Source organism: Mycobacterium sp. NGS56, from assembly GCF_059812425.1.
The window spans coordinates 1-23,423 of the sequence record NZ_JCALCQ010000011.1 but is presented as its reverse complement, the minus strand read 5'-3'; the positions used below and the strand labels follow the sequence as shown (position 1 = coordinate 23,423).

At 67.1% G+C, this 23,423-nt stretch carries 17 protein-coding genes and 1 pseudogene; 9 read left to right on the top strand and 9 right to left on the bottom strand.

Annotated features, from left to right (window positions below; all coding sequences use genetic code 11):
* Positions 1-35 precede the first annotated feature (35 nt).
* From AC5Y4F_RS21220 to AC5Y4F_RS21200, 5 genes are read right to left on the bottom strand one after another with little or no spacing between them, the layout of a single operon-like run.
* Positions 36-1,178, bottom strand: coding sequence for a CaiB/BaiF CoA transferase family protein (locus AC5Y4F_RS21220; RefSeq protein ID WP_067932958.1), 1,143 nt, complete (start codon positions 1,176-1,178; stop codon positions 36-38).
* Positions 1,179-1,191: 13 nt separating this feature from the next.
* Positions 1,192-2,142: an SDR family NAD(P)-dependent oxidoreductase gene (locus AC5Y4F_RS21215; RefSeq protein WP_499998379.1), complete on the bottom strand. Its 951-nt coding sequence runs from the start codon at positions 2,140-2,142 to the stop codon at positions 1,192-1,194.
* Positions 2,139-3,986, bottom strand: a complete 1,848-nt coding sequence (locus tag AC5Y4F_RS21210; RefSeq protein ID WP_067932961.1) for a flavin-containing monooxygenase — start codon at positions 3,984-3,986, stop codon at positions 2,139-2,141. Before AC5Y4F_RS21210 ends, AC5Y4F_RS21215 begins: the two co-directional genes overlap by 4 nt.
* Positions 3,983-5,383, bottom strand: coding sequence for an aromatic ring-hydroxylating oxygenase subunit alpha (locus AC5Y4F_RS21205; protein ID WP_499998376.1), 1,401 nt, complete (start codon positions 5,381-5,383; stop codon positions 3,983-3,985). Before AC5Y4F_RS21205 ends, AC5Y4F_RS21210 begins: the two co-directional genes overlap by 4 nt.
* A complete protein-coding gene (locus tag AC5Y4F_RS21200) occupies positions 5,380-6,246 on the bottom strand; it encodes an SDR family NAD(P)-dependent oxidoreductase (protein WP_067932965.1) in 867 nt (288 codons plus the stop codon). Before AC5Y4F_RS21200 ends, AC5Y4F_RS21205 begins: the two co-directional genes overlap by 4 nt.
* 219 nt (positions 6,247-6,465) lie before the next feature.
* Here AC5Y4F_RS21200 and AC5Y4F_RS21195 point away from each other — a divergent pair, with 219 nt between their 5' ends.
* The 5 genes from AC5Y4F_RS21195 to AC5Y4F_RS21175 are packed head-to-tail and all read left to right on the top strand — an operon-like array spanning position 6,466 to position 12,730.
* A complete protein-coding gene (locus tag AC5Y4F_RS21195) occupies positions 6,466-8,088 on the top strand; it encodes an SMP-30/gluconolactonase/LRE family protein (protein ID WP_067932966.1) in 1,623 nt (540 codons plus the stop codon).
* A complete protein-coding gene (locus AC5Y4F_RS21190; RefSeq protein WP_499998595.1) occupies positions 8,088-8,837 on the top strand; it encodes a GntR family transcriptional regulator in 750 nt (249 codons plus the stop codon). Before AC5Y4F_RS21195 ends, AC5Y4F_RS21190 begins: the two co-directional genes overlap by 1 nt.
* A gap of 1 nt (position 8,838) precedes the next feature.
* A complete protein-coding gene (locus AC5Y4F_RS21185) occupies positions 8,839-10,476 on the top strand; it encodes an AMP-binding protein (protein WP_499998590.1) in 1,638 nt (545 codons plus the stop codon).
* A 2-nt stretch (positions 10,477-10,478) separates the two neighbouring features.
* On the top strand, positions 10,479-11,261 hold the full coding sequence (locus AC5Y4F_RS21180) for an SDR family NAD(P)-dependent oxidoreductase (protein WP_499998370.1): 783 nt from the start codon (positions 10,479-10,481) through the stop codon (positions 11,259-11,261).
* Positions 11,258-12,730 carry an AMP-binding protein gene (locus tag AC5Y4F_RS21175; protein ID WP_499998366.1) on the top strand — a complete coding sequence of 491 codons (1,473 nt, stop codon included), beginning with the start codon at positions 11,258-11,260 and terminating at the stop codon, positions 12,728-12,730. The genes AC5Y4F_RS21180 and AC5Y4F_RS21175 overlap by 4 nt, the downstream gene beginning before the upstream one ends.
* 15 nt (positions 12,731-12,745) lie before the next feature.
* Here the strand turns inward: AC5Y4F_RS21175 and AC5Y4F_RS21170 are convergent, their stop codons facing one another.
* On the bottom strand, positions 12,746-13,903 hold the full coding sequence (locus tag AC5Y4F_RS21170; RefSeq protein WP_067932968.1) for an NDMA-dependent alcohol dehydrogenase: 1,158 nt from the start codon (positions 13,901-13,903) through the stop codon (positions 12,746-12,748).
* Positions 13,900-14,370 carry an SRPBCC family protein gene (locus tag AC5Y4F_RS21165; protein ID WP_067932969.1) on the bottom strand — a complete coding sequence of 157 codons (471 nt, stop codon included), beginning with the start codon at positions 14,368-14,370 and terminating at the stop codon, positions 13,900-13,902. Before AC5Y4F_RS21165 ends, AC5Y4F_RS21170 begins: the two co-directional genes overlap by 4 nt.
* A gap of 178 nt (positions 14,371-14,548) precedes the next feature.
* Here AC5Y4F_RS21165 and AC5Y4F_RS21160 point away from each other — a divergent pair, with 178 nt between their 5' ends.
* The 3 genes from AC5Y4F_RS21160 (at position 14,549) to AC5Y4F_RS21150 (ending at position 20,478) form a co-directional block, all read left to right on the top strand.
* The gene (locus tag AC5Y4F_RS21160; RefSeq protein ID WP_067932970.1) at positions 14,549-14,920 is read left to right on the top strand and encodes a nuclear transport factor 2 family protein; all 372 of its coding nucleotides are present in this window, start codon (positions 14,549-14,551) and stop codon (positions 14,918-14,920) included.
* 43 nt (positions 14,921-14,963) lie between these two features.
* The gene (locus AC5Y4F_RS21155; protein WP_067932971.1) at positions 14,964-15,185 is read left to right on the top strand and encodes a hypothetical protein; all 222 of its coding nucleotides are present in this window, start codon (positions 14,964-14,966) and stop codon (positions 15,183-15,185) included.
* A 460-nt stretch (positions 15,186-15,645) separates the two neighbouring features.
* On the top strand, positions 15,646-20,478 hold the full coding sequence (locus AC5Y4F_RS21150) for a cation-translocating P-type ATPase (protein ID WP_499998360.1): 4,833 nt from the start codon (positions 15,646-15,648) through the stop codon (positions 20,476-20,478).
* A gap of 63 nt (positions 20,479-20,541) precedes the next feature.
* On the opposite strand, the gene AC5Y4F_RS21145 is transcribed toward AC5Y4F_RS21150, so the two are convergent.
* Together AC5Y4F_RS21145 and AC5Y4F_RS21140 are read right to left on the bottom strand one after the other, a co-directional pair.
* Positions 20,542-22,107: an AMP-binding protein gene (locus AC5Y4F_RS21145; RefSeq protein WP_067932975.1), complete on the bottom strand. Its 1,566-nt coding sequence runs from the start codon at positions 22,105-22,107 to the stop codon at positions 20,542-20,544.
* The gene (locus tag AC5Y4F_RS21140) at positions 22,097-22,993 is read right to left on the bottom strand and encodes an SDR family NAD(P)-dependent oxidoreductase (protein WP_197520517.1); all 897 of its coding nucleotides are present in this window, start codon (positions 22,991-22,993) and stop codon (positions 22,097-22,099) included. Before AC5Y4F_RS21140 ends, AC5Y4F_RS21145 begins: the two co-directional genes overlap by 11 nt.
* A gap of 304 nt (positions 22,994-23,297) precedes the next feature.
* Here AC5Y4F_RS21140 and AC5Y4F_RS21135 point away from each other — a divergent pair.
* Positions 23,298-23,423: pseudogene (locus tag AC5Y4F_RS21135) on the top strand (cutinase family protein); the annotation flags it as partial.

The window sequence follows — 23,423 nt, the reverse complement described above, 5'->3', positions numbered from 1 at the left end:
ACTCCTTCACTGGCAATCTGTCTCGTTGGCAACCGTTATCCAGGGTTGGCGTCGACGGCCAGCCCCAGCTCGTCGAGGATCTCTGCGGTATGGGCACCGAGCTCGGGCGCCGGCCCGGCAACGCGGCCGGGTGTCTGGGAGAACCAGGTGGGCACCCCCGGGAAGCGCACCGGGCCATGCGGACTGTCCACCGTCTCGAACATGCCGACGGCGTTGAGATGCGGATCGTCGAACAGAGCGCCGGGCGTGTTCAGCGGCGCGGCCGGAATCTCGAGTTCGTGCAGCAACTCCAACCACTGGGCGGTGGAACGCTCTTTCATGGTTTTGGCCAGCAGTCCGTAGACGGTGTCGATCTCGCGGGCGCGCTGTTCCAACGTCGAATACACCTCGCTGGCCCACGGTGGTTGCACGGCTTTCATGAATGCGTCCCAGTGCTTGTCGTTGTAGATCAGCGCTGCGATGTAACCGTCGCTGGTGCGATACGGGCGGCGGTTCGGCGCCACGGTTCGTGGATACACCGCGGGGCCGAGGGGAGGGTCGAACAGCGCGCCGTTGGCGTGTTCGACGAGCATGAACGAGGCCATCGTCTCGAACATGGCGACCTCGACTTCTTGTCCCTGTCCGGTGCGTTCGCGATGGAACAACGCCATCGTCGTCGCATACAGTGCGGTCAGTCCGGCGATCTTGTCAGCCATGATGGTGCCGACGTAATCGGCCTCGCCGGTCAATTGCTGTTGGACCGCGGGCAGCCCGCATTCGGCCTGGATGGTGTCGTCATAGGCGGGGCGGTCGCGGTCGGGCCCGCGACGCCCGTATCCATAGCAATTCGTGTAGATGACGGGGGGATTGATCGCGGCGACATCGTCGTAGCCGAAGCCGAGTTTGGTAATTGCTTTGGCGCGCATCGAGTGGATGAACACGTCGGCGGTCTCGGCGAGAGCGCGTAATGCGCGGGCTCCGGCGTCGGTTTGCAGGTCCAGCACGATGCTGCGCTTGCCGCGGTTGACGTTGACGAACACCCCGCTCATGCCCGGGGCCGGGCCCACCGAGATGTAGCGGGTGTTATCACCTTGTGGTGGTTCGACTTTGATCACGTCGGCGCCCATGTCGGCCATGATCTGTGTGCAATACGGCCCCATCACCATCGCGGTGAGGTCGATAACCCGCATACCGGCCATCGGGCCCCTCGGGCTAGCCATTGGGCGCTCCCTGGTCGGCGAAGCGGTGCGCCAGCTCGAAGCTGTAGCGGATGTGCTGATTGTGTCCGTCGGGGACAACCGGAAAGATCAGTGGCGCCTCGACGTGTCGGATCGCATCCAGATGGCTCCCGACTTCCTCGATCGTCCATGACGATCGGCACACGCCGGGGCTCTCCGCGATCACCGCCCGCGCCACGCGACCCGCCAACGCGATGAACAGTTCACCGGTCACCGAGCACGACTCGTGCGAAAGCCAGCCCACCACGGGTGCAACGAGTTCGGCGCCCATCGGGGGATACGACGACGTGTCGATGCCTTCGGCCATACGCGTCACCGCGGCCGGCACGATCACGTTGCACCGCACGCCCTCTGCGGCGCCTTCGAGCGCGGCGACGTTCGACAGCCCGATCACGCCGGCCTTGGCCGTCGCGTAGTTTGCCACGTTGTGGTTGCCGTACAGGCCGCCGATCGACGACGTCAGCACGATGCGGCCGTAGCCCGCCTCGCACATGACCGGAAATGCCGGCCGCACAACGTTGAACGCGCCGCGTAAGTGCACGTCCAACACGGCCTCGAAATCCTCGTAGCTCATCTCCTTGAGCGACCCGCGACGGACGTTGCCGGCGTTGTGAATCAGAATGTCAATGCCGCCGTAGCGCTCCTGCGCCGCCGCGATGATGGACTCGCCGCCTGTGCGGGTCGCAACTGACACGCTGCATGCCACGGCCTCGCCCCCGGCCGCCGCGATCTCCGCGACCACCCGTTCGGCCGGACCGGCGTCCACCCCGTCGCCGTCGAGGCCGCCGCCGGCATCGTTGACGACCACCTTCGCCCCACGCGAGGCGAGTAGCTTCGCGTAGGCGCGACCCAGTCCGCGGCCTGCGCCGGTCACCACGGCTACACGGCCATCGAATCGCAGTTGCGCTGAAAGGGTTTCGCTCAAGTGCCGAGCACCAACCCGTCCAGGTCGCCCTTGTCGCGCCACACCCGCAGCAGGTCCTCGAAGGCGTAGAAGCCGGGTCCATACGGCTCGCCCAGGTGTGACCGGATTCCTTCTCCACCGCCGCCGCCTTCGTTGTTGTAATAGCCGGGCGTGCACTGGGCGTCGAACGCCGAGTTGTCGATCGCGGTGTCCCGGATCGTCGCGCACCACTGTTCTTGCGCTGCTCGGCTGGGCTCCACCGTGGTCGCCCCCCGCTTCAGCGCTTCGGCGATGATGTAGGCGATGTGCTCGCCCTGCAGCTCGTAGTTGGCGGCGATGTTGGCGGAGATGCCGACTTGGGTGAAGCCGGTATAGAACTGGTTCGGGAAGCCACGGCTGGTCATCCCGTGCAGCGTCTTGTAACCGTCGCTCCAGTGGTCGAACAATGACAGGCCGTCGCGCCCCTCGATCGTCTCGATCGAGTACCGGCGGCTGATCTCAGTGGTGATTTCGAAGCCGCTGGCATAGATGATGCAGTCGACCTCGTACTCGATACCATTGGCGACCAATCCCTTCTCCGTCGCCCGCTCGACGCCTTTGCTCGAGGACACGTCGACCAGCGTGACATTCGGACGGTTGAAACTGGGCAGGTAATCGTCGTTGGAACAGGGCCGCTTACACAGGAAGCGGTAATAGGGTTTGAGCGCTTCGGCGGTCGCCTCATCCTCGATCAGGGTGTCGATGCGGCGGCGCAGCCGCTCCATGATCTTGTAGTCCTCTTCCTCCCGGATGGCCATGAACTCCTCGGGGGTCATCGCAGCGGGGTCGTCCAGGGCGAGCACCCGAGCCGCGGTGTTGCGACCGAGCTCGGTCCAGAAGTCGCACACCAGATCCGGTTGGCCCAGGGCCATGCCCTCGAACGTCCACGAGTGGAAGTTGCGTTGTCGCTCCCGCTGCCACCCGGGCCGCAGCGTCTTGACCCAGGCCGGATCGGTCGTGGTGTTGTTGCGCGCGTCGACGGTGGACGGCGTCCGCTGAAATACGTAGAGATGCTTGGCATCACGGGCGAGGAAGGGCACGATCTGGATGCCGGTGGCGCCGGTGCCGACGACCGCGACGCGCTTGTCGGCCAGCTTGTGCAGGTTGCCGCTGACGTCCCCGCCGGTGTAGTCGTAATCCCATCGCGACGAATGAAAGCTGTGTCCGCCAAACGCTTTGATGTCAGGGATGCCGGGCAGTTTCGGCCGGTGGAACGGGCCCGACGCCAGCACCACGAACCGGGCGCGGATGTCGTCGTCGCGGTTGGTGCTGATCCGCCACCGCTTGATCTCCGCGTCCCAACGCAGATCGTGTACCTGGGTGGACAAGATCGCCGAATCATATAGGCCGAAGTGCTTGCCGATGTTGCGGCAATGCTGATAGATCTCGGTGCCGTCGGCGAACTTCTTCGAAGGCATGAAATCCAGCTCTTCGAGAAGAGGGATGTAACAGTAGGATTCGTTGTCGCATTGGATTCCCGGATACCGGTTCCAGTACCACACGCCGCCGAAGTCGCCGCCGAGCTCGATGATCCGGACGTCGTCGACGCCGGCCTTCTTCAGGTGGGCGGCCGACAGCAGCCCCCCGAAGCCACCGCCGAGCACCGCGACGTCGATGTCCTCGGCAATCGGTTCGCGCGGCGTCGCGGGGGTGTAGGGATCGACTTCGTAGTAACCGGCGAAGTCGTCCTCCAATTCTATGTACTGCTTGGATCCTTCCTTGCGCAGCCGCTTTCCTCGCTCGTGAGCGTATTTCTCGCGCAGCGCGGCGATGTCGATGTCATCGGGCGTCTGTGTGGGCCCGCAACCGTCCTGGTACATCGTCATGCCCGTGAATGCTCCTCACCTGAAAGTTTCCGCGGTTCACCGGCGCCCATATACTTCGACAGTTGGTAGTGCAGATTGACGGTGCTGCGCTCGCGATACGGATTGGGCTTGGTGCCGGGGAAGGCAGAAGACTTCATACCCTGCTGCACGGCGGCCATGTTGGAGAAGTCCTGCGGCAGAACCGAGCGCCACCTGGGGTCGCCGACCGGTGTGTACTCCCAGTGTGTCTGCGGCTCCTGGCCTTTCGGATACAGCTCGAAGACGGATACCTCGAAGATGCACCTGTCCGGGTTATAGCTGGGATGCGGGCGCGCGCCGTAGCACAGCGCGCTGGTCAGACCCTGGCCGATCTGGAAGTTCGGGAAGATCTGCCATGCGGTGCCGGCCTGCCCGAGGATGTCGGCGGGGATCGTCGGCCAGATCACCCCACGGGCTTCGTCGTCGCGGCGCGCCGACGCCAGCCAGTGCTCGAGAACCTTGTCGGCCGGTGTCCCCTCGGGCAATTCGTGAACCAGTCGCTTGGCGGCGTTCACCAGCGTCTGGGTGGTGGTGGCGTTGGTTTCCTCCATCGTGTACACCTGCATCTCCGCAGTCGAGACACGAGGATCGGCGCCGGTGCCAAGGCGGATCTTGGACTTGGTCGCTTCCATCTCCTCGGGCGCGTCGTAGCCGATATGACTGTGCTTGCCTTGGGCTTTCGCCCATCCCTTGAACTCGCCGAACTTGTTGAACTCCGGATGGGTGGTGTAGACATGGTAGGTCTCGTTGAACGCCTCCAGCGCGACCTTCCAGTTGCAGTCGAAATCCAGCCACCTGCGCCATTTGTAGCGCATGTTCTCCAGCCCGAATGGGTCCAGAATCTTCGCGGCGGGGAACAGGTAGTCGCCCAGCGGCTCACAGTCGGGGTCCATGTTGATCCACAACCAACCGCCCCAGGTGTCGACTCGAACGGGTCGAAGGTGGGTGTTGTCGGGCGTGAGGGCGTCCCGCCAGTCCTGTTGTTCGCGGATATGGGTGCACGTGCCGTCCAGGCCGTAGGTCCAGCCGTGGAAGCCGCAAACAAACGACTTTCGGGTTCGCGCACAGGCGTTCTTGGCGCCCGCGGGGGTGTCGATCAGGCGGCGGCCGCGGTGCATGCAGACATTGTGGTGTGCGTGGAATTCCCGCTCGCCGGTGCGCACGACGATGATCGAGTCGTCGAGAATGTCGTAGGTCAGGTAACTGCCGACCTCGGGCAGCTCCTCGACGCGGCCGATCTGCTGCCAGACCTTGCGCCATAGCTTGTCGCGCTCGGCGCGGGCATATTCCTCCGAGATGTATGCCTCGACCCCGATCGTCATCGGCTGCGAGAGTTCCTCGCCCGCTTCGGGATTCAAGCCCTTGTCCAGGTCGGTCATCGGATCCTCCTAATCGCCGCGCGGAAGGATTCGTCTTTGAGGAACAACGACGTGTTGTCGGCGCCGAGGTGACTCCACTTGAGGTCCAGGCCGCCGTCTACGAGCAGCGTCTGGCCGGTGATATAGCTCGACATCTCCGAAAGCAAAAAGAGGATGGCGCGGGCCTGCTCCTCGGGACGCCCACGGCGGCCCATCGCGATCGCCTGCCGGTCTCGCTCGGGGTCCTCGTCGACGTAGGTGCGCGAAGCCGCCGTCTCGGTGACACCGGGCGCCACAGCGTTGACCCGAATCCCGGCCTGCGCCAACTCGAGGGCCATGGTGCGGGTCATCGCGGCGATCGCGGCCTTGGCCGTTCCGTAGGCGATGTGGAAAGGCGCGGTGTTCATGCCGCTGATCGAGGAGATCGACACGATCGACCCATGCTGTTGCCGCGCGACGAGTTCATTTGCCACGGCCTGGCTCATGAAGAACGCGGTTTCGAGGTTGTCGGCGAAGATCTTGCGCCAGTCGCCGCGCGCCACCCGGGTCGACGGCATCCACGTCGACGGCTCCGCGCCGCCGGCCACATTGACCAGACCGTACACACTGCCGTCCGTTTGGCGCGTGTGGTCGATCACCGTGGCGATACCCTCATCGGTCGAAGCGTCGGCGGCGACGGGCACCACCGCCAGCCCCTGCTGCGCCAGCGGAGCGATGTGCTCGTCGAGGTTCTCCTTGGACCGGCTCACCGCGATCACGGTGGCCCCGGCCCGGGCGGTCATGGCCGTGACGGTCGTGCCGATGCCGCCCCCGCCGGCGCCGGACACCACCACGACGCGACCGTCGAGCCCCAAAAGGTTCACGTGATCATCGTGATCGGCCATGACCTGCTTTCCCCCGCCGCCGACGCGGCAGCGTCCGCAGCGGGATCGGCTAACTTATTTGTCCGGACAAAATATTGCGTTCTGTCCATTGGAGAACACTATTCCCATCGCTGGACTGCGCTGTCAAGGTCGGCCCGGCCTGCGTCGGCGGCTATTGTCTGGACTAAGAGGAGTTGATAGCGTCCAGCGCAAACGGCTGACGGAAGGACCTCGGCGAGCATGTCCAACTCAGGGGCCATCTCAGCGCCGCCCTCGCGGTATGCGCTGCCGCAGCCCATCGACGTCGCCGAGGGCTGGGAGCTCGAACGGGTCACCGCACCCAGCCGGCTGTTCGGCGCCAACGGTCTGCGCACCGGCCCGGACGGGCGCATTTACATCGCCCAGGTGACCGGCAGTCAGATCAGCGCGCTCGATCACCGCACCGGGGAACTCGTCATCGCAAGCCCCAAGGGCGGCGACATCGTGGCGCCCGACGACGTCGCGTTCGACGACCGCGGCAATCTGTATGCGACCGAGGTGATGGACGGCCGGGTCAGCGTGCGCGACACCAACGGCCGGACGCGAGTGCTGCGCGACGACGTGCCGTCCGCCAACGGCATCACGTTTCACCAGGGCCGGTTGTTCATCGGCGAATGCCGAGACGGTGGGCGGCTGCTGGAATTCGACCTGGCGGGCGGACCGCCACGGGTGCTCTTGGAGAACGTGCCCTCGCCGAACGCGATGGAGGTCGGCCCGGACGGCCTGTTGTATTTCCCCGTGATGGGCGCAAACGAGATTTGGCGCGTCCACCCCGACGGCGGCGAGCCGCAGTGTGTCGCAACCGGTCTCGGCGTGCCCGACTCGGTGAAGTTCGACGCGCAGGGCTACATCGTCTCAACCCAGGTGGCCACCGGTCAGGTGCTGCGCATCGATCCCCGCAGCGGCGAACAACGCCTGCTCGCCCAATTGAGCCCGGGCCTGGACAACTGCACCTTGGTCGACGACCGGCTGTTTGTCTCCAACTTCACCGGCGAGATCACCGAGATATCGCCGGACGGCACAACGCGATCCGTGTTGGCCGGCGGCCTCAACTGGCCCATGGACCTGGCGGTGGGCCACGACGGGCAGCTCTACATCGCCGACGGCACGTACTTCTACGCCGCGCAGCCGGATGGATCCCTGCGCACCGTGGCAATGTTGTTCACCCCCGGCTATCCCGGGTTTCTGCGCGGCCTCACGCCAAGCGGCCCCGGCGAGTTCGTCGTCACCACGTCCGGCGGCCAGGTCGCCCGTTACCGGCCGGGGGCGAGCGAAACCGAGGTGCTGGCCGACCGTTTCGACCAGCTCTACGGTGTCGCCCTGAGCGGCGGCGGCGCGGTGTTCGCGGAGCTGGGCACCGGACGGGTGCTGTCGCTGCAATCGGGTGGCGTTCAGGTGCTGGCGAAAGAGTTGCGTGAGCCGGTCGGGGTGGCGGTCGACGCGGACGGGCTTTGTCTGGTGGCAGAGGCCGGTGCCGGCCGGGTGATCCGCGTGGGCGGGTCGAGGATCGAGACCGTGATAGCCGATCTGCAGCGCCCGCAGGGCATTGTGGTCGACGGCGGTGTGCTCTACGTCGTCGACGCCGGAGCCAAGGAGTTGATCGCGTTCGATATGACCACCGAGGCACGGCGGACGATCGCGTCCGGGCTGCCCATCGGCCCTCCGCCCGGCGTCACGCCGAAGCCACTGCGCGGCATGCCACCGTTCTCCGGGCCACAGGGGCCCTTCGCCGGCATCGCCGCAGCGACCGACGGAACGCTCTACCTCTCGGCTGACGGCGACGGCAGCGTGCTGGCGCTGCGCCCGAGCGCGGGCGGACCATGATGGTCCAGGCGATCGCGGGCGACCACCGCTACCTCCAGATCGCACGCACCCTGCGCAAGGAGATCGTCGACGGCGTTTACCCGGTGGGTTCGCAGTTGCCCACCGAACACCAACTGTGCGAGCGTTTCGCGGTCAGCCGCTACACGATCCGCGAGGCGCTGCGCCGGCTGCGCGAGGACAACCTGGTGGCTTCCCGCCCGCGGGCCGGCACCCGGGTGGTTCCCCGGCCGGCGTCGAGTTCCTATGCGCAGGACGCGATGTCCATCGATGACCTCCTCGCGTTCGCCGCCGGGGCGCAGCTGACAATCGAATCCAACGCGATGGTGATAATCGACGACGAGCTCGCCGGCCGGACCGGCCTGGAGGTCGGCACCCAGTGGCTGTCGGTCCGCGGCTACCGGCAGGCCGACGGCGCGTCGGTTCCGCTGTGCCGGACGGAGTACTACATCAACCGGAGTTTCGCGGCGGTGGGCAGGCTGTTGCAGCGCCATGCCGGCCCGATATTTCCCTTGATCGAGGACCTTTTCGGCGTGAGCATCGCTCAGCTGCACCAGGAGATCGCTGCCGTCCCGCTCTCCGACGAGATGGCAAATGGCCTCGGCGCCGAAGCGGGCACCGCCGCGTTGCAGATGCGGCGCACCTACACGACCTCCGACGGCGAGGTGGCCCAGGTGACGATCAACACCCACCTGTCGTCGAGGTTTCGGTACGCGATGACGATGCGTCGCGTGGATGGTCAGGCCGGCTGAGATGATCGCCCGGGCCGGCACGGGGCGTGCGGCGGAGGCATACCGGCGCGGGTGGTGGGTACACACGACGCTGGCTGATGCACTGCGCGCGGCCGTGGAATCATCGCCTCAGCGAACGCTTTTGGTGGACAAGGACACAAGACTGGACTGCGCCGCCCTATCCAGTCAGGCCACCGCGCTGGCCAGCGCAATGCTGGCACGCATGCCGCCGGGCGGCACCGTGTCATTCATGTTGCCGAACTGGCACGAGAGCGCCGTCGTTTACCTCGCCGCCACCCTCGCCGGGATGGTGGTGAACCCGATCCTGCCGTCGCTGCGCGACCACGACCTGCGTTACATCCTCGAAGACGCCGAGACCGCGATGATTTTCGTCCCGTATCAATACGGCGGCCACGACTATGTGGCGATGCTCGAACGCGTGACGACCGCGATGAGCCGCGCGCCGGAAGTGGTGGTGCTTCGCGGTGACGCCGGGCAGCACACGGCGTACGCGACCCTCTTGCAGCAGGCGCCGGGCCCCGCGACGCTTCCGCCGCTGGATCCCGATGCCGTGCGATTGATCCTCTACACCTCCGGCACCACGAGCCGGCCCAAAGGCGTCCTGCACACGCATAATTCGGTGCACGCGCTGATCCGTCAGATCCGTGACCCGTGGATGATCGCGCCGGGAGACACGTTCCTGGTGCCGTCGCCGGTCGCCCACATCGGCGGCTCGATATATGCGTTCGAGTGCCCACTGCTACTGGGCACGACCGCGGTGCTGATGGATCGCTGGGATGCAGATAAGGCGGTCGCGCTGATGCGCTCGCACCGGTGTACCCACATGGCCGGCGCCACACCGTTTCTGCAACAGCTGATGTCCGCCGCGCAGCGCGCCGGTACCCGCATGCCCGACCTGAAGATGTTCATCTGCGGTGGTGCGTCGGTGTCGCCGACGCTGATCCGCAGCGCCGCCCGGTATTTCGATCGTGCGGTGGTCACCCGGGTGTATGGCTGCACGGAGGTGCCCGTCGCGACGGTCGGCGCCCCCCGGCCGGAGGAAGCCGATCGCGCGGCGGAAACCGACGGCAGGCCAGGGATCGCCGAGATCAAACTCGTCGCGCACGAAGCGGCGTCGGACGGCGATGGGGAGATTTGCGTGCGCGGTCCGCAGATGCTCTTGGGATACCGTCATGCCGATGACGGCACCGAAGCGTTCGATGCCGCTGGGTTTTTCCGCACCGGGGACCTCGGGCGCTGGATCGATGACGAGTACCTGGTCGTGACCGGCCGCGCAAAGGATGTCATCATTCGCAGCGGCGAGAACATCTCGGCCAAGGAGGTCGAGGACCTGCTCGCCGACCATCCCGGCATCGCCGAAATCGCGATCGTCGGGCTGCCCGACGAGCGCACCGGAGAACGTGCCTGTGCGGTAATCGTTTGCGCGGGTGCCGAGACCCCGGATGTTGCGAGCCTGCTCGCGTTCCTGGTGAGCAAGGGGGTCGCCAAGTTCAAGGCCCCGGAAAAAGTGGTGATCTGGGACGCCCTGCCGAAGAACGACGCGGGCAAGATACTCAAGCATCAGATCCGGGCGTCGCTGATACGTGGCGATCGCGAGCGGGGCGAAGCCGGGCGCGGCGGGTCGGCGCGCAGAGATTAAGGATGGGTGAGATGCAGGTCGCAATCGTCACGGGAGCAAGCAGCGGCATCGGCCTGGGGTGCGCCACCAAGCTCGCCGAGGCGGGTATGGCGATCGTCGGCACCGGTCGTGACGAGGGACGGTTGACCGAATTGGAAAGGGCGGTCGATGATCCGGATCGGATCGCGACACTCTCCGTGGATCTCACGGACGATGACGCGCCGCGCCGCATCGTGGACCTCGCGGTCGGCCGGTGGGGTCACATCGACTTTTTAATCAACAACGCCGGAGTGGGCAGCCCGAAGCCGCTACACGAAACCGACGACGAAACCCTGGACTACTTCTTGGGCCTGATGCTGCGCGCACCGTTTAGGCTCGCCCGCGAGGTGCTGCCGCACATGGCGCCCGGCTCGGCGATCATCAATGTCACATCGACGTTCGCGGTCGTCGGCGGGCTGCGCGGCGGCGCCTACTCCGCCGCCAAGGGCGGGCTCACTGCGCTGACCACCCACATCGCCTGCCAGTACGGCGCATCCGGCATCCGCTGCAACGCGGTCGCGCCGGGGGTAACGGTGACGCCGATGGTCGAAAAGCGTTTGAAAGATGAGCGCTTCCGCAAGATCAACACCGAGATGACGCCGCATCAGCGGTTGGGCCGCATCGAAGACATCGCCAGCACCGTCGCCTTCCTGTGCTCGCCGGGCGGGAGTTTCATCAACGGCCAAACGATCGTGGTCGACGGCGGCTGGAGCTCGACGAAGTATCTTTCGGAGTCGGCGTTGTCGGCGCAGTGGATCAAGCGATGAACCTGTTTGCCCTCCTCGATCAGGCCGCGAGCCGCTTTTCCGATCGTGGTGCGATCTATCACGGGGATCGCCTCGTGTGCACGTGGGTGCAGTTGCGCGACCGGGCCTTACGCCTGGCCGCATCGATCCGGCAACAGGATGGTGCGGGCGCGCGGATCGCCATCGCTACCCACAACCGCCCCGAGGTCATCGAGTTGATGTTCGCGACCTGGGCCGCCGAATGCGTCGCCGTCCCGATCAATTACAAGCTGCATCCGCGCGAGATGGCGCAGATCCTCGCCGATGCGGGCGCGGCCCGAGTGTTCGCCTCATCGGCTATCCATACCGGCCTGGCACCACTCACCGGGGTACCGACGGAAGCCATTGATTCCGAAAGCTATTCGCGGCGATTCGCCACGCCGCCGACAGACCCGCCGCACACCGATCCGGCTGCGCTGGCGTGGCTGTTCTACACCAGCGGGACCACCGGCCGGTCCAAGGGTGCGATGCTGTCGCACCGCAACCTCATGGCGATGACGGTCGCGCACCTCGCCGACATCGACGCTCCGGACGAACACTGCACCCTGCTGCATGCGGCACCGATGTCGCACGGTTCCGGGCTCTATGTCCTGCCGTACGTCCTGCGCGCCGCCCGCCAGGTGGTGCCCGAGTCGGGCGCGTTCGAGCCCGACGAGTTCCTGGACCTCTGCGAACGCCACCCGGCCGTCAGCACGTTCCTGGCACCGACGATGGTGCAGCGGCTGGTGGATACCGGTCGCAGCCGTCCGGCCAATCTGCAGGCGATCATCTATGGCGGCGGGCCGATGTATGTGGAGAGCCTGCGCAAGGCGATTGCGGCGTTCGGCCCCGTCTTCGCGCAGATCTACGGGCAGGGCGAGTCACCGATGACCATCACCGGGCTGCGCCGCGCCGACCACGACTCGGCTGACGACGCGATTCTGGGTTCGGTCGGTTATGCGCGGTCCGGGATGGAGGTCGCGGTGCTGGACCCGGATGGGCGCAGCGCCCCCGTGGGCGAGATCGGCGAAATCGTCTGCCGCGGAGACGCGGTCATGTCCGGGTATTGGCACAATCCCGATGCGACGCGCACCACGCTCAAAGACGGCTGGCTCTACACCGGCGACATGGGATCGTTCGACTCCCGCGGTTTCCTCACGCTGCGGGACCGGTCGAAGGATGTCGTCATCAGCGGTGGTAGCAACATCTACCCGCGCGAGGTGGAGGAGGCTCTGCTCGAGCATCCCGGCGTCTGCGAGGCATGCGTGGTGGGGGCTCCCGACGACGAGTGGGGCGAGGTGGTGGTCGCGTTCATCGTGGGCGTGGTGGATGCCGTGTCGTTGGACGCGCATCTGTTGCGGCGCATCGCCCGCTTCAAGCGGCCCAAGCGCTACGAATTCGTCGACGAGTTACCGAAGAACAGCTACGGCAAAGTGCTCAGGCGGGAGTTGCGGGCCCGGTTTGCACAGTGAACCCGGCCGGCTTGGTCAAAGATCGGCGAACTCGATGATTCCGCGGATGTTACGGCCGTCGCGCAGATCCATGAACGCATCGTTGATCTGGTCGAGCTGGTAGTGCCGGGTGACCAACTCGTCGAGTTTTAGTGCTCCCGCCTGATACATCGACAACAGCAACGGCACGCTGGTGCGCGGATTCATGCCGCCGTAGAGCGCTCCCCTGAGATGTTTGGCGGACAGCACCATCTCCTGCAGGATGAGCGGGACGGCGGGCTCGCTGTAGGGAGTGATGCCGGTGACCACGCATGTCCCGCCTTTGCGAAGCAGCCTCATGGCCAACGGGATCAAGTCCACGTGCACAACCCCGGCGGTCACGATGACGCGGTCGGCCATGACTCCCGCGGTGATGTCGGCCACCAGCGGTATGGCCTCCTCGGCGGAGGAGGCGTTGTGCGTGGCCCCGAAGATTTTAGCCGAATCCCGTTTATATTCAACGGGATCCACTGCAACGACATAGGTGGCGCCGGCGGCGCGGGCCCCTTGCAGGGCGTTCATTCCCACACCACCGGTACCGATGACCACCACGGTGTCGCCGGGCTCGGTGCCCGCCGATACCGTCGCCGAGCCCCAGCCGGTGCTGACGCCGCACGACACGAGTGAGGCGGCGTGGAACGGGATGGCGGCGTCGATCTTGATGACGGATCTTTCGGTCAGCACGGCGTATTCGGCGAACGTGCCGAGTTGACCGTAAGCCATGAGGTTCACGTCGCCGAGATGCCGGCGACAGGTCCCATCGGGCATCTCCCTGGCGAACAAAGTGGCGCCGGCATCGCAGATGTAGCTCTGGCCGTTTACACAGAACCGGCAATTGCCGCACGCGGGAATGAACGACATCGCGACGTGGTCCCCAGGCCGCACCGCCGTCACACCCGGCCCGACTTCTTGCACGACACCGGCGCCCTCGTGACCACCGAGCATCGGGAACCAGTCAGGCTCGGGGATACCGGTTGAGGCCAGCACCTCGGGGGTCGGCAACACATCGCCAGTGACAAGGTGGTCGTCGGAGTGGCAGATGCCCGCAACGGCCATGCGTACCAGGACTTCACCGGCGCGGGGCGGATCGAGATCGACCTCGCGAATGTCCCAGTCTTTGCCGACCCCGTCCAGGACAGCGGCACGACACTTCATCGCGACCTCCCTAACTCGAAGTGACTGCGGATGCCGGCCAGCATCTTGACGTGGGCCTTGACCCCTTCGCGGATGGTCACGCCGGCCAGTAGCCGCGGGGCGGTTATCCCTATCCGCTCGGTGACTTGGGTGCCGCCGTCGACCGGATCGAAACTCACCGTGCCGCGCAGCCGCACCCCCGGCGACTGATCGGCCTCGGTCAGCACGTCACCGCGCGCGGGCACTCGCAGCCGTGCCTGATAGCTGGTTCGTAAGGTCAACGGCCCCAACGGAATCCGATCGACTACACGGTAGGTCTGCTGGTAGCCGTCTGGGGTTGCGCTGCGGGACACCGTTTCCACGGACACGATCAACGGATGCACGAGCTTGATGTTGTCCAGATTCACGTAGAAGTCCCGGACGGCGTCGGGCGGCGCGGGCACGTGCTCAGACAGCGTTCGTTCGGCGTGGACGGTCCACCAGCTCATGAGAGGAACCTAGCCCGACGACGAGGCGCGCCGCGCAGGGGCGCGAAAAGGAGTCGGGCAATCGACCCAGCCCGACGACGAGGCGCGCCGCGCAGGGGCGCGAAAAGGAGTCGGGCAATCGATCTAGTCTGGCAACGACGCCATGCTTACCGTGGACTCACCAGCGAGTGGAGAAAATATGGGCGCCCAAGGCCAAGTGGTCGAACGCTACCTGGAATGCCTGGCTGCTCACGACTGGGACGGACTGGCCGACACCATCGCCGGGGACGGCCTTACCCGGGAGGGCCCGTTCTGCGACGTGGTCGAGGGCAAGGCACACTATGTCGCCTACCTGCGCAAGGTTTGCACCAATCTGCAGGGCCATCGGCTCAATGTGCAGCGGGTCTCGCACGTGGATTCCCGGGTGTCGTACGCCGAGCTGTCCGAGACGTTCGAGATCGATGACGTCGCGACCACCTGGCCCGAATGCATCCTTTTCGAGCAGAACAGCGACGGGTTGATCTCTCACGTCAGCGTGTTCTTCAAGCAGCGGGGGCCCGGCGCGACGTAGCGGTCTATTCCCTCAAATGCAGAATTGACCTAACGTGTCATGCATGGAGGCAGATGCAACTGCGGAGTCGGTACCGGTCGAGAAATTGCACTCGGGCGACCCGATCACCGATTGTGGTCAGCGGTACATAGTTCTCGAATCGAAAGCCCTCAGCGACTGCGTCGTGCTCGAGCTGGAATCCAGGGTGGATCACCAACTCCAGGTCATCGAGAAATCGTTCCCCGCCGGCTATCAGGTTGGCCGGGCGAACCACCGAATTTTATAGCCTAATTCTCTTAGCGGAATATGCGCGAGTAGCCGTTCGACGGCTACCGCGCATTCGTGTTTTCCCACCTTTATCAGTCCATTTCGGGAGCAGCCGAGAATTACCGAACCTGCTGCGCCACTTGGTCTTCGCGCGACGACCGGATGTCGCTGGGATCGGTGGGGTCGGGCTCACCGAACAAGCGCTACGGCTCGTGCTTGCCGAAGTGTCCTGACCACCGGCGCTACCGGGATCGCCGGCATCACCGTCTTCCTCGACCCCGCCTTGTTCAGCACGTTTGGTTTGGCGCCAACCCGGTAACCTTGGTCGGGGGACGTATTCGCACCCTTGCCCAATAAGGGAGGCCCGACCTGCATCGTCATCGGTGTCGTCGCATGGTTTTACCTTCCCGCCCACGTGTGGACAGCCCCTCCAGACGCCAGGATCATTGCGGGCGGTAGACGAAGTTGAAGGGTGGCGAGTGAAGATTCCCGGCGTTTCCGGCGTCGTCGCTGGTGTTGCTGGCGGAGCCGCTCAGGCAGTGCGGGCCAGTGTTTCCACCGCGGCAGGGGCCGCTGGCGCACTGCAGGCGCTGGTCAGTCCGGTGACCGAGCTCGCCGGCCCGGTCATTCAATCAGTCGCCCAGACGACGGGCCACGCGATCGGATTCGACAGCTCCTCCGACGGTTCCCGCGCCGCCATCGTGCCGCCGGTGCGCTGGCACAGCGGGAACCGCGTGCACCTGGACCTGGATCCGTTGCTGCCGTTCCCGCGCTGGCACGAATACGCGCCCGCCGTGGAAGAGCCGGTGCGGCGAATCCCCGGTGTGGCCAAGGCCCACGTCGAGGGCTCGCTGGGCCGCCTGGTGGTCGAACTGTCCGATGGCGCAGACGTCAGCGCCGTTCTGGACGAGGTGCGCGCGGGGGTGTCTTCGATCGCCGCCGACATCACGTGGTCGAAGTCGGAGCCGCAACTGCCTTCCGCACCGTTCGCCGACCCGGGTAACCCGCTCGCGATTCTGGTGCCGCTGACCGCGGCGGCGATGGATCTCGTCGCTATAGGCGCGGCGGTCACCGGATGGGTGACCCGGCTGCCCGCTGCGCCGCAGACCACCCGCGCCGCGGCCGCGCTCATCAATCATCAGCCGCGCATGGTCTCGATCCTGGAGGGCCGGTTGGGCCGGGTGGGTACGGACATCGCGCTGGCAGCGACGACGGCGGCCGCCCACGGTCTGACCCAATCGTTCGGCACCCCGATGCTCGACCTGACGCAACGCACCCTGCAGGTCTCCGAGGCATCGGCGCACCGGCGCGTGTGGCGCGACCGCGAGCCGCAGCTTGCCTCCCCTGATCGGCCGCAGGCTCCGGTGGTTCCGGTCATCTCCTCGGCCAAGTCGGAGGTGCCCCGGCACAGCTGGGCCGCGGCGGCGGCCGGCGAGGCCTCCCACGTCGTGGTCGGCGGAACGATCGACGCCGCGATGGACAAGGCCAAAGGCTCGATGGCCGGCCCGGTGGAAAGCTATGTCGATTCGGCGGCCAACGGCTCGCTGATCGCCGCGGTCAGCGCGCTGGTCGCCGGCGGTGGCATCGAGGACGCGGCCGCGGCCATCGAGGCCGGGGTGCCCCGGGCCGCTCATATGGGCCGCCAGGCGTTCGCAGCGATACTCGGCCGCGGGCTGGCCAATTCCGGGCAACTGGTTCTGGACCCGGGCGCCCTGCGCCGCCTGGACCGGGTCAAGGTTGTCGTTATCGACGGCGCCGCGCTGCGCGGCGACCATCGCGCCGTCTTGCGCGTCCGCGGAGACGCTCCCGGCTGGGACGACGACCGGGTCTACGAGGTGGCCGACGCGCTGCTGCACGGCGAAGAGGCGCCCGACCCCGACCCCGACGAACTGCCCGCGACCGGTGCGCGACTGAGATGGGCTCGGACTCAAGGGTCTTCGGCGGCGCCGGCGCAGGGCTTGGAAAGCGCCGACCTGATCGTCGACGGCGAACGCGTCGGCCGCGTCGACGTGGGCTGGGAGGTCGACCCCTACGCGATTCCGCTGTTTCAGACCGCGAACCGCACCGGCGCGCGGGTGGTGTTGCGCCACGTCGCAGGCACCGAGGACCTCACCGCCAGCGTCGGCACCACGCATCCGCCCGGCACGCCGCTGCTGAACGTCGTCCGTGAGCTGCGAGCCGATCGTGGACCGGTGCTGCTGATCACCGCACTGCACCGGGACTTCGCCTCGACGGACACCCTGGCCGCGCTTGCGATCGCCGATGTCGGTGTGGCGCTTGATGATCCGCGTGCCGCGACGGCGTGGACGGCGGACATCATCACCGGCACCGACCTGGCCGACGCGGTGCGCATTTTGTCGGCGATCCCGGTGGCCCGGTCGGCCAGCGAATCGGCGGTGCACCTGGCGCAGGGCGGCACCACGCTTGCGGGTCTGCTGCTCGTCACCGGCGAAGAAGAGAAGGCCACCAGCCCGGTGAGCTTCCGGCGCTGGCTCAACCCGGTCAATGCCGCGGCGGCCACCGCCCTGCTGGCGGGAACCTTCTCGGCCGCCCGGGTGCTCCGGTTGCCCGACCCCACCCCCCAACCGCTCACCGCCTGGCACGCACTGGATCCCGAAATCGTGTACTCGCGGCTGGCCGGTGGGGCGCGGCCGCTGGCCGTCGAAACCGAGCCGTCCTGGCGACGCCGTCTCGACGACCTGTCGTACAGCCCCGCGCTGGAGCCCCTGCGCAAGCCCTTGCACAATGTGGTCAGACTGGCGTCGGCCACCAGGACCGAACTCGCCGATCCACTGACGCCGATCCTGGCCGTCGGCGCGGCGGCGTCGGCGATCGTCGGCAGCAACATCGATGCGCTGCTGGTGGCCGGTGTGATGACGGTCAACGCGATAACCGGTGGCGCGCAACGGTTGCGGGCCGAGGCCGCCGCCGCCGAGCTGTTCGCCGAGCAGGACCAGCTGGTGCGCCGCGTCGTCGTTCCGGCCGTCGCGACCACGCGCCGCCGGCTCGAGGCCGCCCGCCACGCGACCCGAACCGCGACGGTATCCGCAAAGTCCCTGCGGCCCGGCGACGTCATCGATCTGGCCGCACCCGAAGTGGTCCCGGCCGACGCCCGCCTGCTGATCGCCGAAGACCTCGAGGTCGACGAGTCGCTGCTGACCGGTGAGTCGCTTCCGGTGGACAAGCAGGTAGATCCCGTCGCCGTCAACGACTCCGACCGCGCCAGCATGCTGTTCGAGGGCAGCACCATCGTCGCCGGGCATGCCCGCGCGATCGTCGTGGCCACCGGCGTCGGCACCGCCGCGCACCGCGCGATCTCGGCCGTCGCCGACGTCGAGACGGCGGCCGGAATCCAGGCCCGCCTGCGGGACCTGACCAGTAAGGTGCTCCCGCTCACCCTGGCCGGCGGCGCAACGGTGTCGGCGTTGGCGCTGCTGCGCCGCGCGCCGCTGCGACAGGCGGTGGCCGACGGCGTCGCGATCGCGGTGGCCGCCGTCCCCGAGGGGCTGCCGCTGGTGGCCACCCTCTCCCAGCTGTCGGCCGCCCAGCGGCTGACGGCCCGTGGGGCCCTGGTCCGCGCACCGCGCACCATCGAGGCCTTGGGCCGGGTCGACACCATCTGCTTCGACAAGACCGGCACCCTCACCGAGAACCGGCTGAGGGTGGTGTGCGCCGTGCCCGACGATGTCGATCCGCACGACCCGTTCCCGAAACTGACCGATCCCGAATCGGCCGGCCTGCTGCGCGCCGCCGCGCGCGCGTCCGCTCAGCCGCAGCAAGGCCAGGGACATGCGCACGCCACCGACGAGGCGATTCTCACCGCCGCGAGTTCGCTGAACGGCCACGGTGATTCGGACTGGATGATGCTCGCCGAGGTGCCGTTTGAGTCCAGTCGCGGCTTCGCCGCCGCGATCGGCACCGAGGGCCACGACAACGGCGAGTCCGCGCCCGCGCCGGTGCTGGTGCTCAAGGGAGCTCCCGAGGTCATCTTGCCGCGCTGCAAGTTCGCCGATCCGAAAGCTGACAGAGCGCGGGCCGAGGCGGTAGTGCGGGGGCTGGCCGAGCAGGGCTTGCGGGTGCTCGCCGTGGCGCAGCGCGGTTGGAAGCACGAGACCGAAGACGATGACACCGATGCCGATGCGGTGGACGCCGCGGCGGAGCACCTCGAATTGCTCGGCTACGTCGGTTTGGCCGACACCGCGCGGGCATCGGCGCGCCCGTTGATCGAAGCGCTGGTGGACGCCGACCGTGACGTGGTGCTGATCACCGGCGACCACCCGATCACCGCGCGCGCGATCGCCCGGCAGCTGGGCCTGCCCGCGGACGCGCAGGTGGTGACCGGCGCCGAACTGGCCGGGCTCGATGAGGACGCATGCGCCCGGCTGGTCGCCGACGTGCAGGTGTTCGCCCGTGTCAGCCCGGAACAGAAGGTGGCGATCGTGGCGGCCTTGCAGCGCTGCGGGCGCGTGACCGCGATGGTCGGCGACGGCGCCAACGACGCCGCCGCCATCCGGATGGCCGACGTCGGTATCGGGGTGAGCGGTCGGGGATCGTCCGCCGCTCGCGGCGCCGCCGACATCGTTTTGACTGATGACGATCTGAGCGTGCTGATGGACGCCCTCGTCGAAGGCCGCAGCATGTGGGCCGGGGTTCGCGACGCGGTAACCATCCTGGTGGGCGGAAACGTCGGCGAGGTGTTGTTCACCATCATCGGGACCGCCTTCGGTCAGGGCCGCGCACCGGTGGGGACGCGCCAGCTGTTGCTGGTGAACCTGCTCACCGACATGTTCCCCGCGCTCGCGGTGGCGGTCACGTCGCAGTACGTCGAACCCGACGAAGCCGAGTACGACTCCGCCGAGGCCGCCGATGAGGCGCGCCGGCTGCACCGCCGCGAGGTGCTCACCGGACCCACCCCTTCGCTCGACGCCCCGCTCATGCGTCAGATCGTCTCTCGTGGCGCGGTCACGGCCGCGGGTGCGACGGCCGCCTGGACCATCGGGCGGTGGACACCGGGTACCGAACGCCGCACGGCGACAATGGGTTTGACCGCACTGGTGACTACGCAGCTGGCACAGACGTTGCTGACACGCCGGCACAGCCCGCTCGTCGTGGCGACCGCGCTCGGCAGCGCGGGCGTATTGGTCGGCATCGTGCAGACCCCGGTGCTCAGCCAGTTCTTCGGGTGCACACCGTTGGGCCCGGTGGCCTGGTCCGGCGTGCTGGGTTCGACGGCGGGTGCCACCGCGATCTCGGCGCTGGCACCCAACTGGCTGGCCAAGCAGGTCGCCGCCCTCGAGCCCGGCGACGAGTGAGCCTTCGGTCCGGCGACGGCGAGCGCCGTGTAGCGGCGCGAGTAATGAGGCGGACGATCGTGTTTAGCCGGACAGTTCCCTGCGCAGCACCTTGCCGGTGGGATTGCGCGGGATGCCGTCGACGATGTTGATATCGCGGGGCTGTTCGAAGCGAGAGACCCGGCCCTTCAGATACTCGCGCAACTCCGCCACATCGATCTCGCCGCCCGGCTTGGCGACCACGTACGCGGCCAACCGCTGACCGAACCGTTCGTCGGGGACACCGATCACCACGCTGTCGGCGATGGCGGGGTGCTGGGCGAGCGCGTTCTCTACCGCACGCGGATAGACGTTTTCGCCGCCGGAGATGATCATGTCGTCTTCGCGACCGACGATGAACAGCCGGCCCGCGTTGTCCAAATAGCCCATGTCGCCAGTGCTGGTCATGCCGTCGATGACGGCTTTCGCCGCGCCGTCTGTATAGCCCTGGCTCGTCAATTCGCCGCCGACGAAGATCCGCCCCGTCACACGCGGCCCAACCGGCCTGCCGCCCTTGTTGAGGATGCGCACCGGGCACCCCACGACGGGTCTCCCGACCGTCTCAGGAGCCTCGCGTAGGTCCGCGGGCGTGGCCAGCGCACCGATGCCGACTTCGGTGGAGCCGTAGCCGTTGTAGAGGATGTCGCCGTAGGCGTCCATGAACCGCTGGCCCAGAGCGGGGTCGAGGCGGTCGCCGCTGGATATCACTGTCCGCAAGTAGGGCAACGGGTTTCGTGCCCGCACCCGCTCGGGTAGGTCCAGGATGCGTGCGAGCACGACGGGCACCGCGGTGAAGGCGTCGGCGCGCTGCAGCGACGCCTGGGCCAGCGCGGCTTCGGCGTCGAATTCACGGCGGGTCAGGACCGTGCCCCCGAGCGCGAATGTCAGCATCAGCATGCCCAGCCCCAACCCGTGAAACATGGGCATTGCCACCGAGACTCGTGAGCCCGTGCGCAACCGGGTGCGATCGAGGATCGTCACCCACACGCCCACCGCGGAGCGCAGCTGGGGTGTGCGCGGCACCCCTTTGGGTTGCCCGGTGGTGCCCGACGTCAACAGCACGATGCGACCGGGTGCGGCCACGTTCGGCCTGCGCGCGCCCTCGTCGGTGCCGACCGTCGCCGGATCGACCGTGACGACCGAGTCATCCGCGGCCCGGACTCGCTCAGCGAATTCCTCGTCGACGACCACGGCCGAAATGCGGTGGGCTTGCATCGCGGCCGCCAGCGCATCGCTGCGGAACTCCGTACTGATCGGCACTACGTCGGCGCCCAGCAGCGCGGCGGCGAAAACGCCCGCGACGAAACCGCGTCCATTGCGGCACATCACCCCGACCGCCTGTCCGTGCACGACGCCGTCGGCGGACAACCGCTTCGCCAGGGACTCGGTGGCTTGCTGCAGCTGGCGATAGCTCAGCGCGCCGTCATCGTCGACGATCGCCGTCCGGTCGGGCCAACGAGCGGTCGTGACCGCCAAGAGCGTATAGGGATTCGTGCCACCCCGTCGGGCCTCGCGAAGAAGCCGAAACCCCGCAAGCGGGGTCAGCGGATTGAGCAGACCGGAGCGCAGCAGGGCACGGGCGGCGGTGGTCACCACGCGGTCATTCGACATCGTCGGCCTCGTCGGTGTCGGGCTGCGTCAAAAACCGGCGATGCCACACCCGCGCAGCGTAGTCGGCCGGGCCTGCCAGCAGCACAGAGGCCAACTCGGCCGGTAGCACCCAGGGCGGTTCGATGGTGCGCGGCCGCTCGATGATCGCTTTGGCGATGGCGTCGGCGGCTTCGTCCGGCGACAGTCCGGGAAGACGGCCGAGCAACGGTGTAGGCGCGATCATCCTGGTTCGGACCAGTGCGAAATAGACCGTGGTGACATCGACGCCGTCGGTATGCAGTTCCGGGGCCACGCTGCGCAGCCACCGGTCGAAGGCGCCCTTCGACGCCTGGTAGGCACCCCACTGCGGACCCGGCACCACCCGCACGCCGACACTCGACACGTTTACTATGTGCCCGCTGCCGTTGTTGCGCATGGCCGGCAGCAGCCCCAGCAGCAGCCGCACCGGCCCCAGGTAATTGATGTCAATGGTGCGCTGGAAGTCGTGCGGTCGGTCGTATTGGTCGTGCAACGAGCGGCGCAGCGACTTGCCTGCGTTGCTCACCAGGATGTCGAGGGGGCCGTGCTCCTCGGTGATCTGCTTGGTCAGGGTGCTCACCGCGGATTCGTCGGTGAGGTCGGTCGGGTACGCGACCGCTTTACCCCCGCCGGCGTTGATCGACGCCGTAAGGTCGTGGAGCCGTTCCTCGGACCGGGCCACCACCAGGACGGTCGCCCCCGCCGCGGCGACGCTGCGTGCGGTCGCCTCACCGATGCCGTAGGAGGCGCCGGTCACCAAGACGGTTTTGCCTAAGACGGCGGCGCGCAACCTATCGGGGTCCGATACCCGCGCCGGGTTGGCCACGTGGTCCGTGACCGTTTGCAGAGCCTGCGCTATCGCATTCAACTTCGCTGCCGCATCCACTCGAGCCGCTCGCCGAGGTCGGCTGCTGCTTCACCGCGCCCCGGGCTCGTAACTACAAGTAGCAGACCACATTGCATCACGGGCCCGCGCTCCGGCCCGCTCGTGACGGCTCAGGAGGCGGTCTCGATGATGGGGTAGGCGCGCGAAGTTCCCACACCGGCGGCGGATGAGTACGGCGCGCAACCGATCTCAGCCCGTCCGCATCAGCGGCGATTAATTTATGAGAACACGGTAATTCCGGTGTTTCCGGTGTTTAAGAGGCGTGTCGGTTGGGCACAATGGCGGCATGATCGCGCGTCACATCGTTCGTTCCATCGGTTCAGCAGCGGTTATCGCAGCGTCGGGCGTGGCCGTGTCGGCCGTGTCCGCCGCCGTCATCCCGTCGGCCTTCGCCCAGTGTCCCGACGTGCAA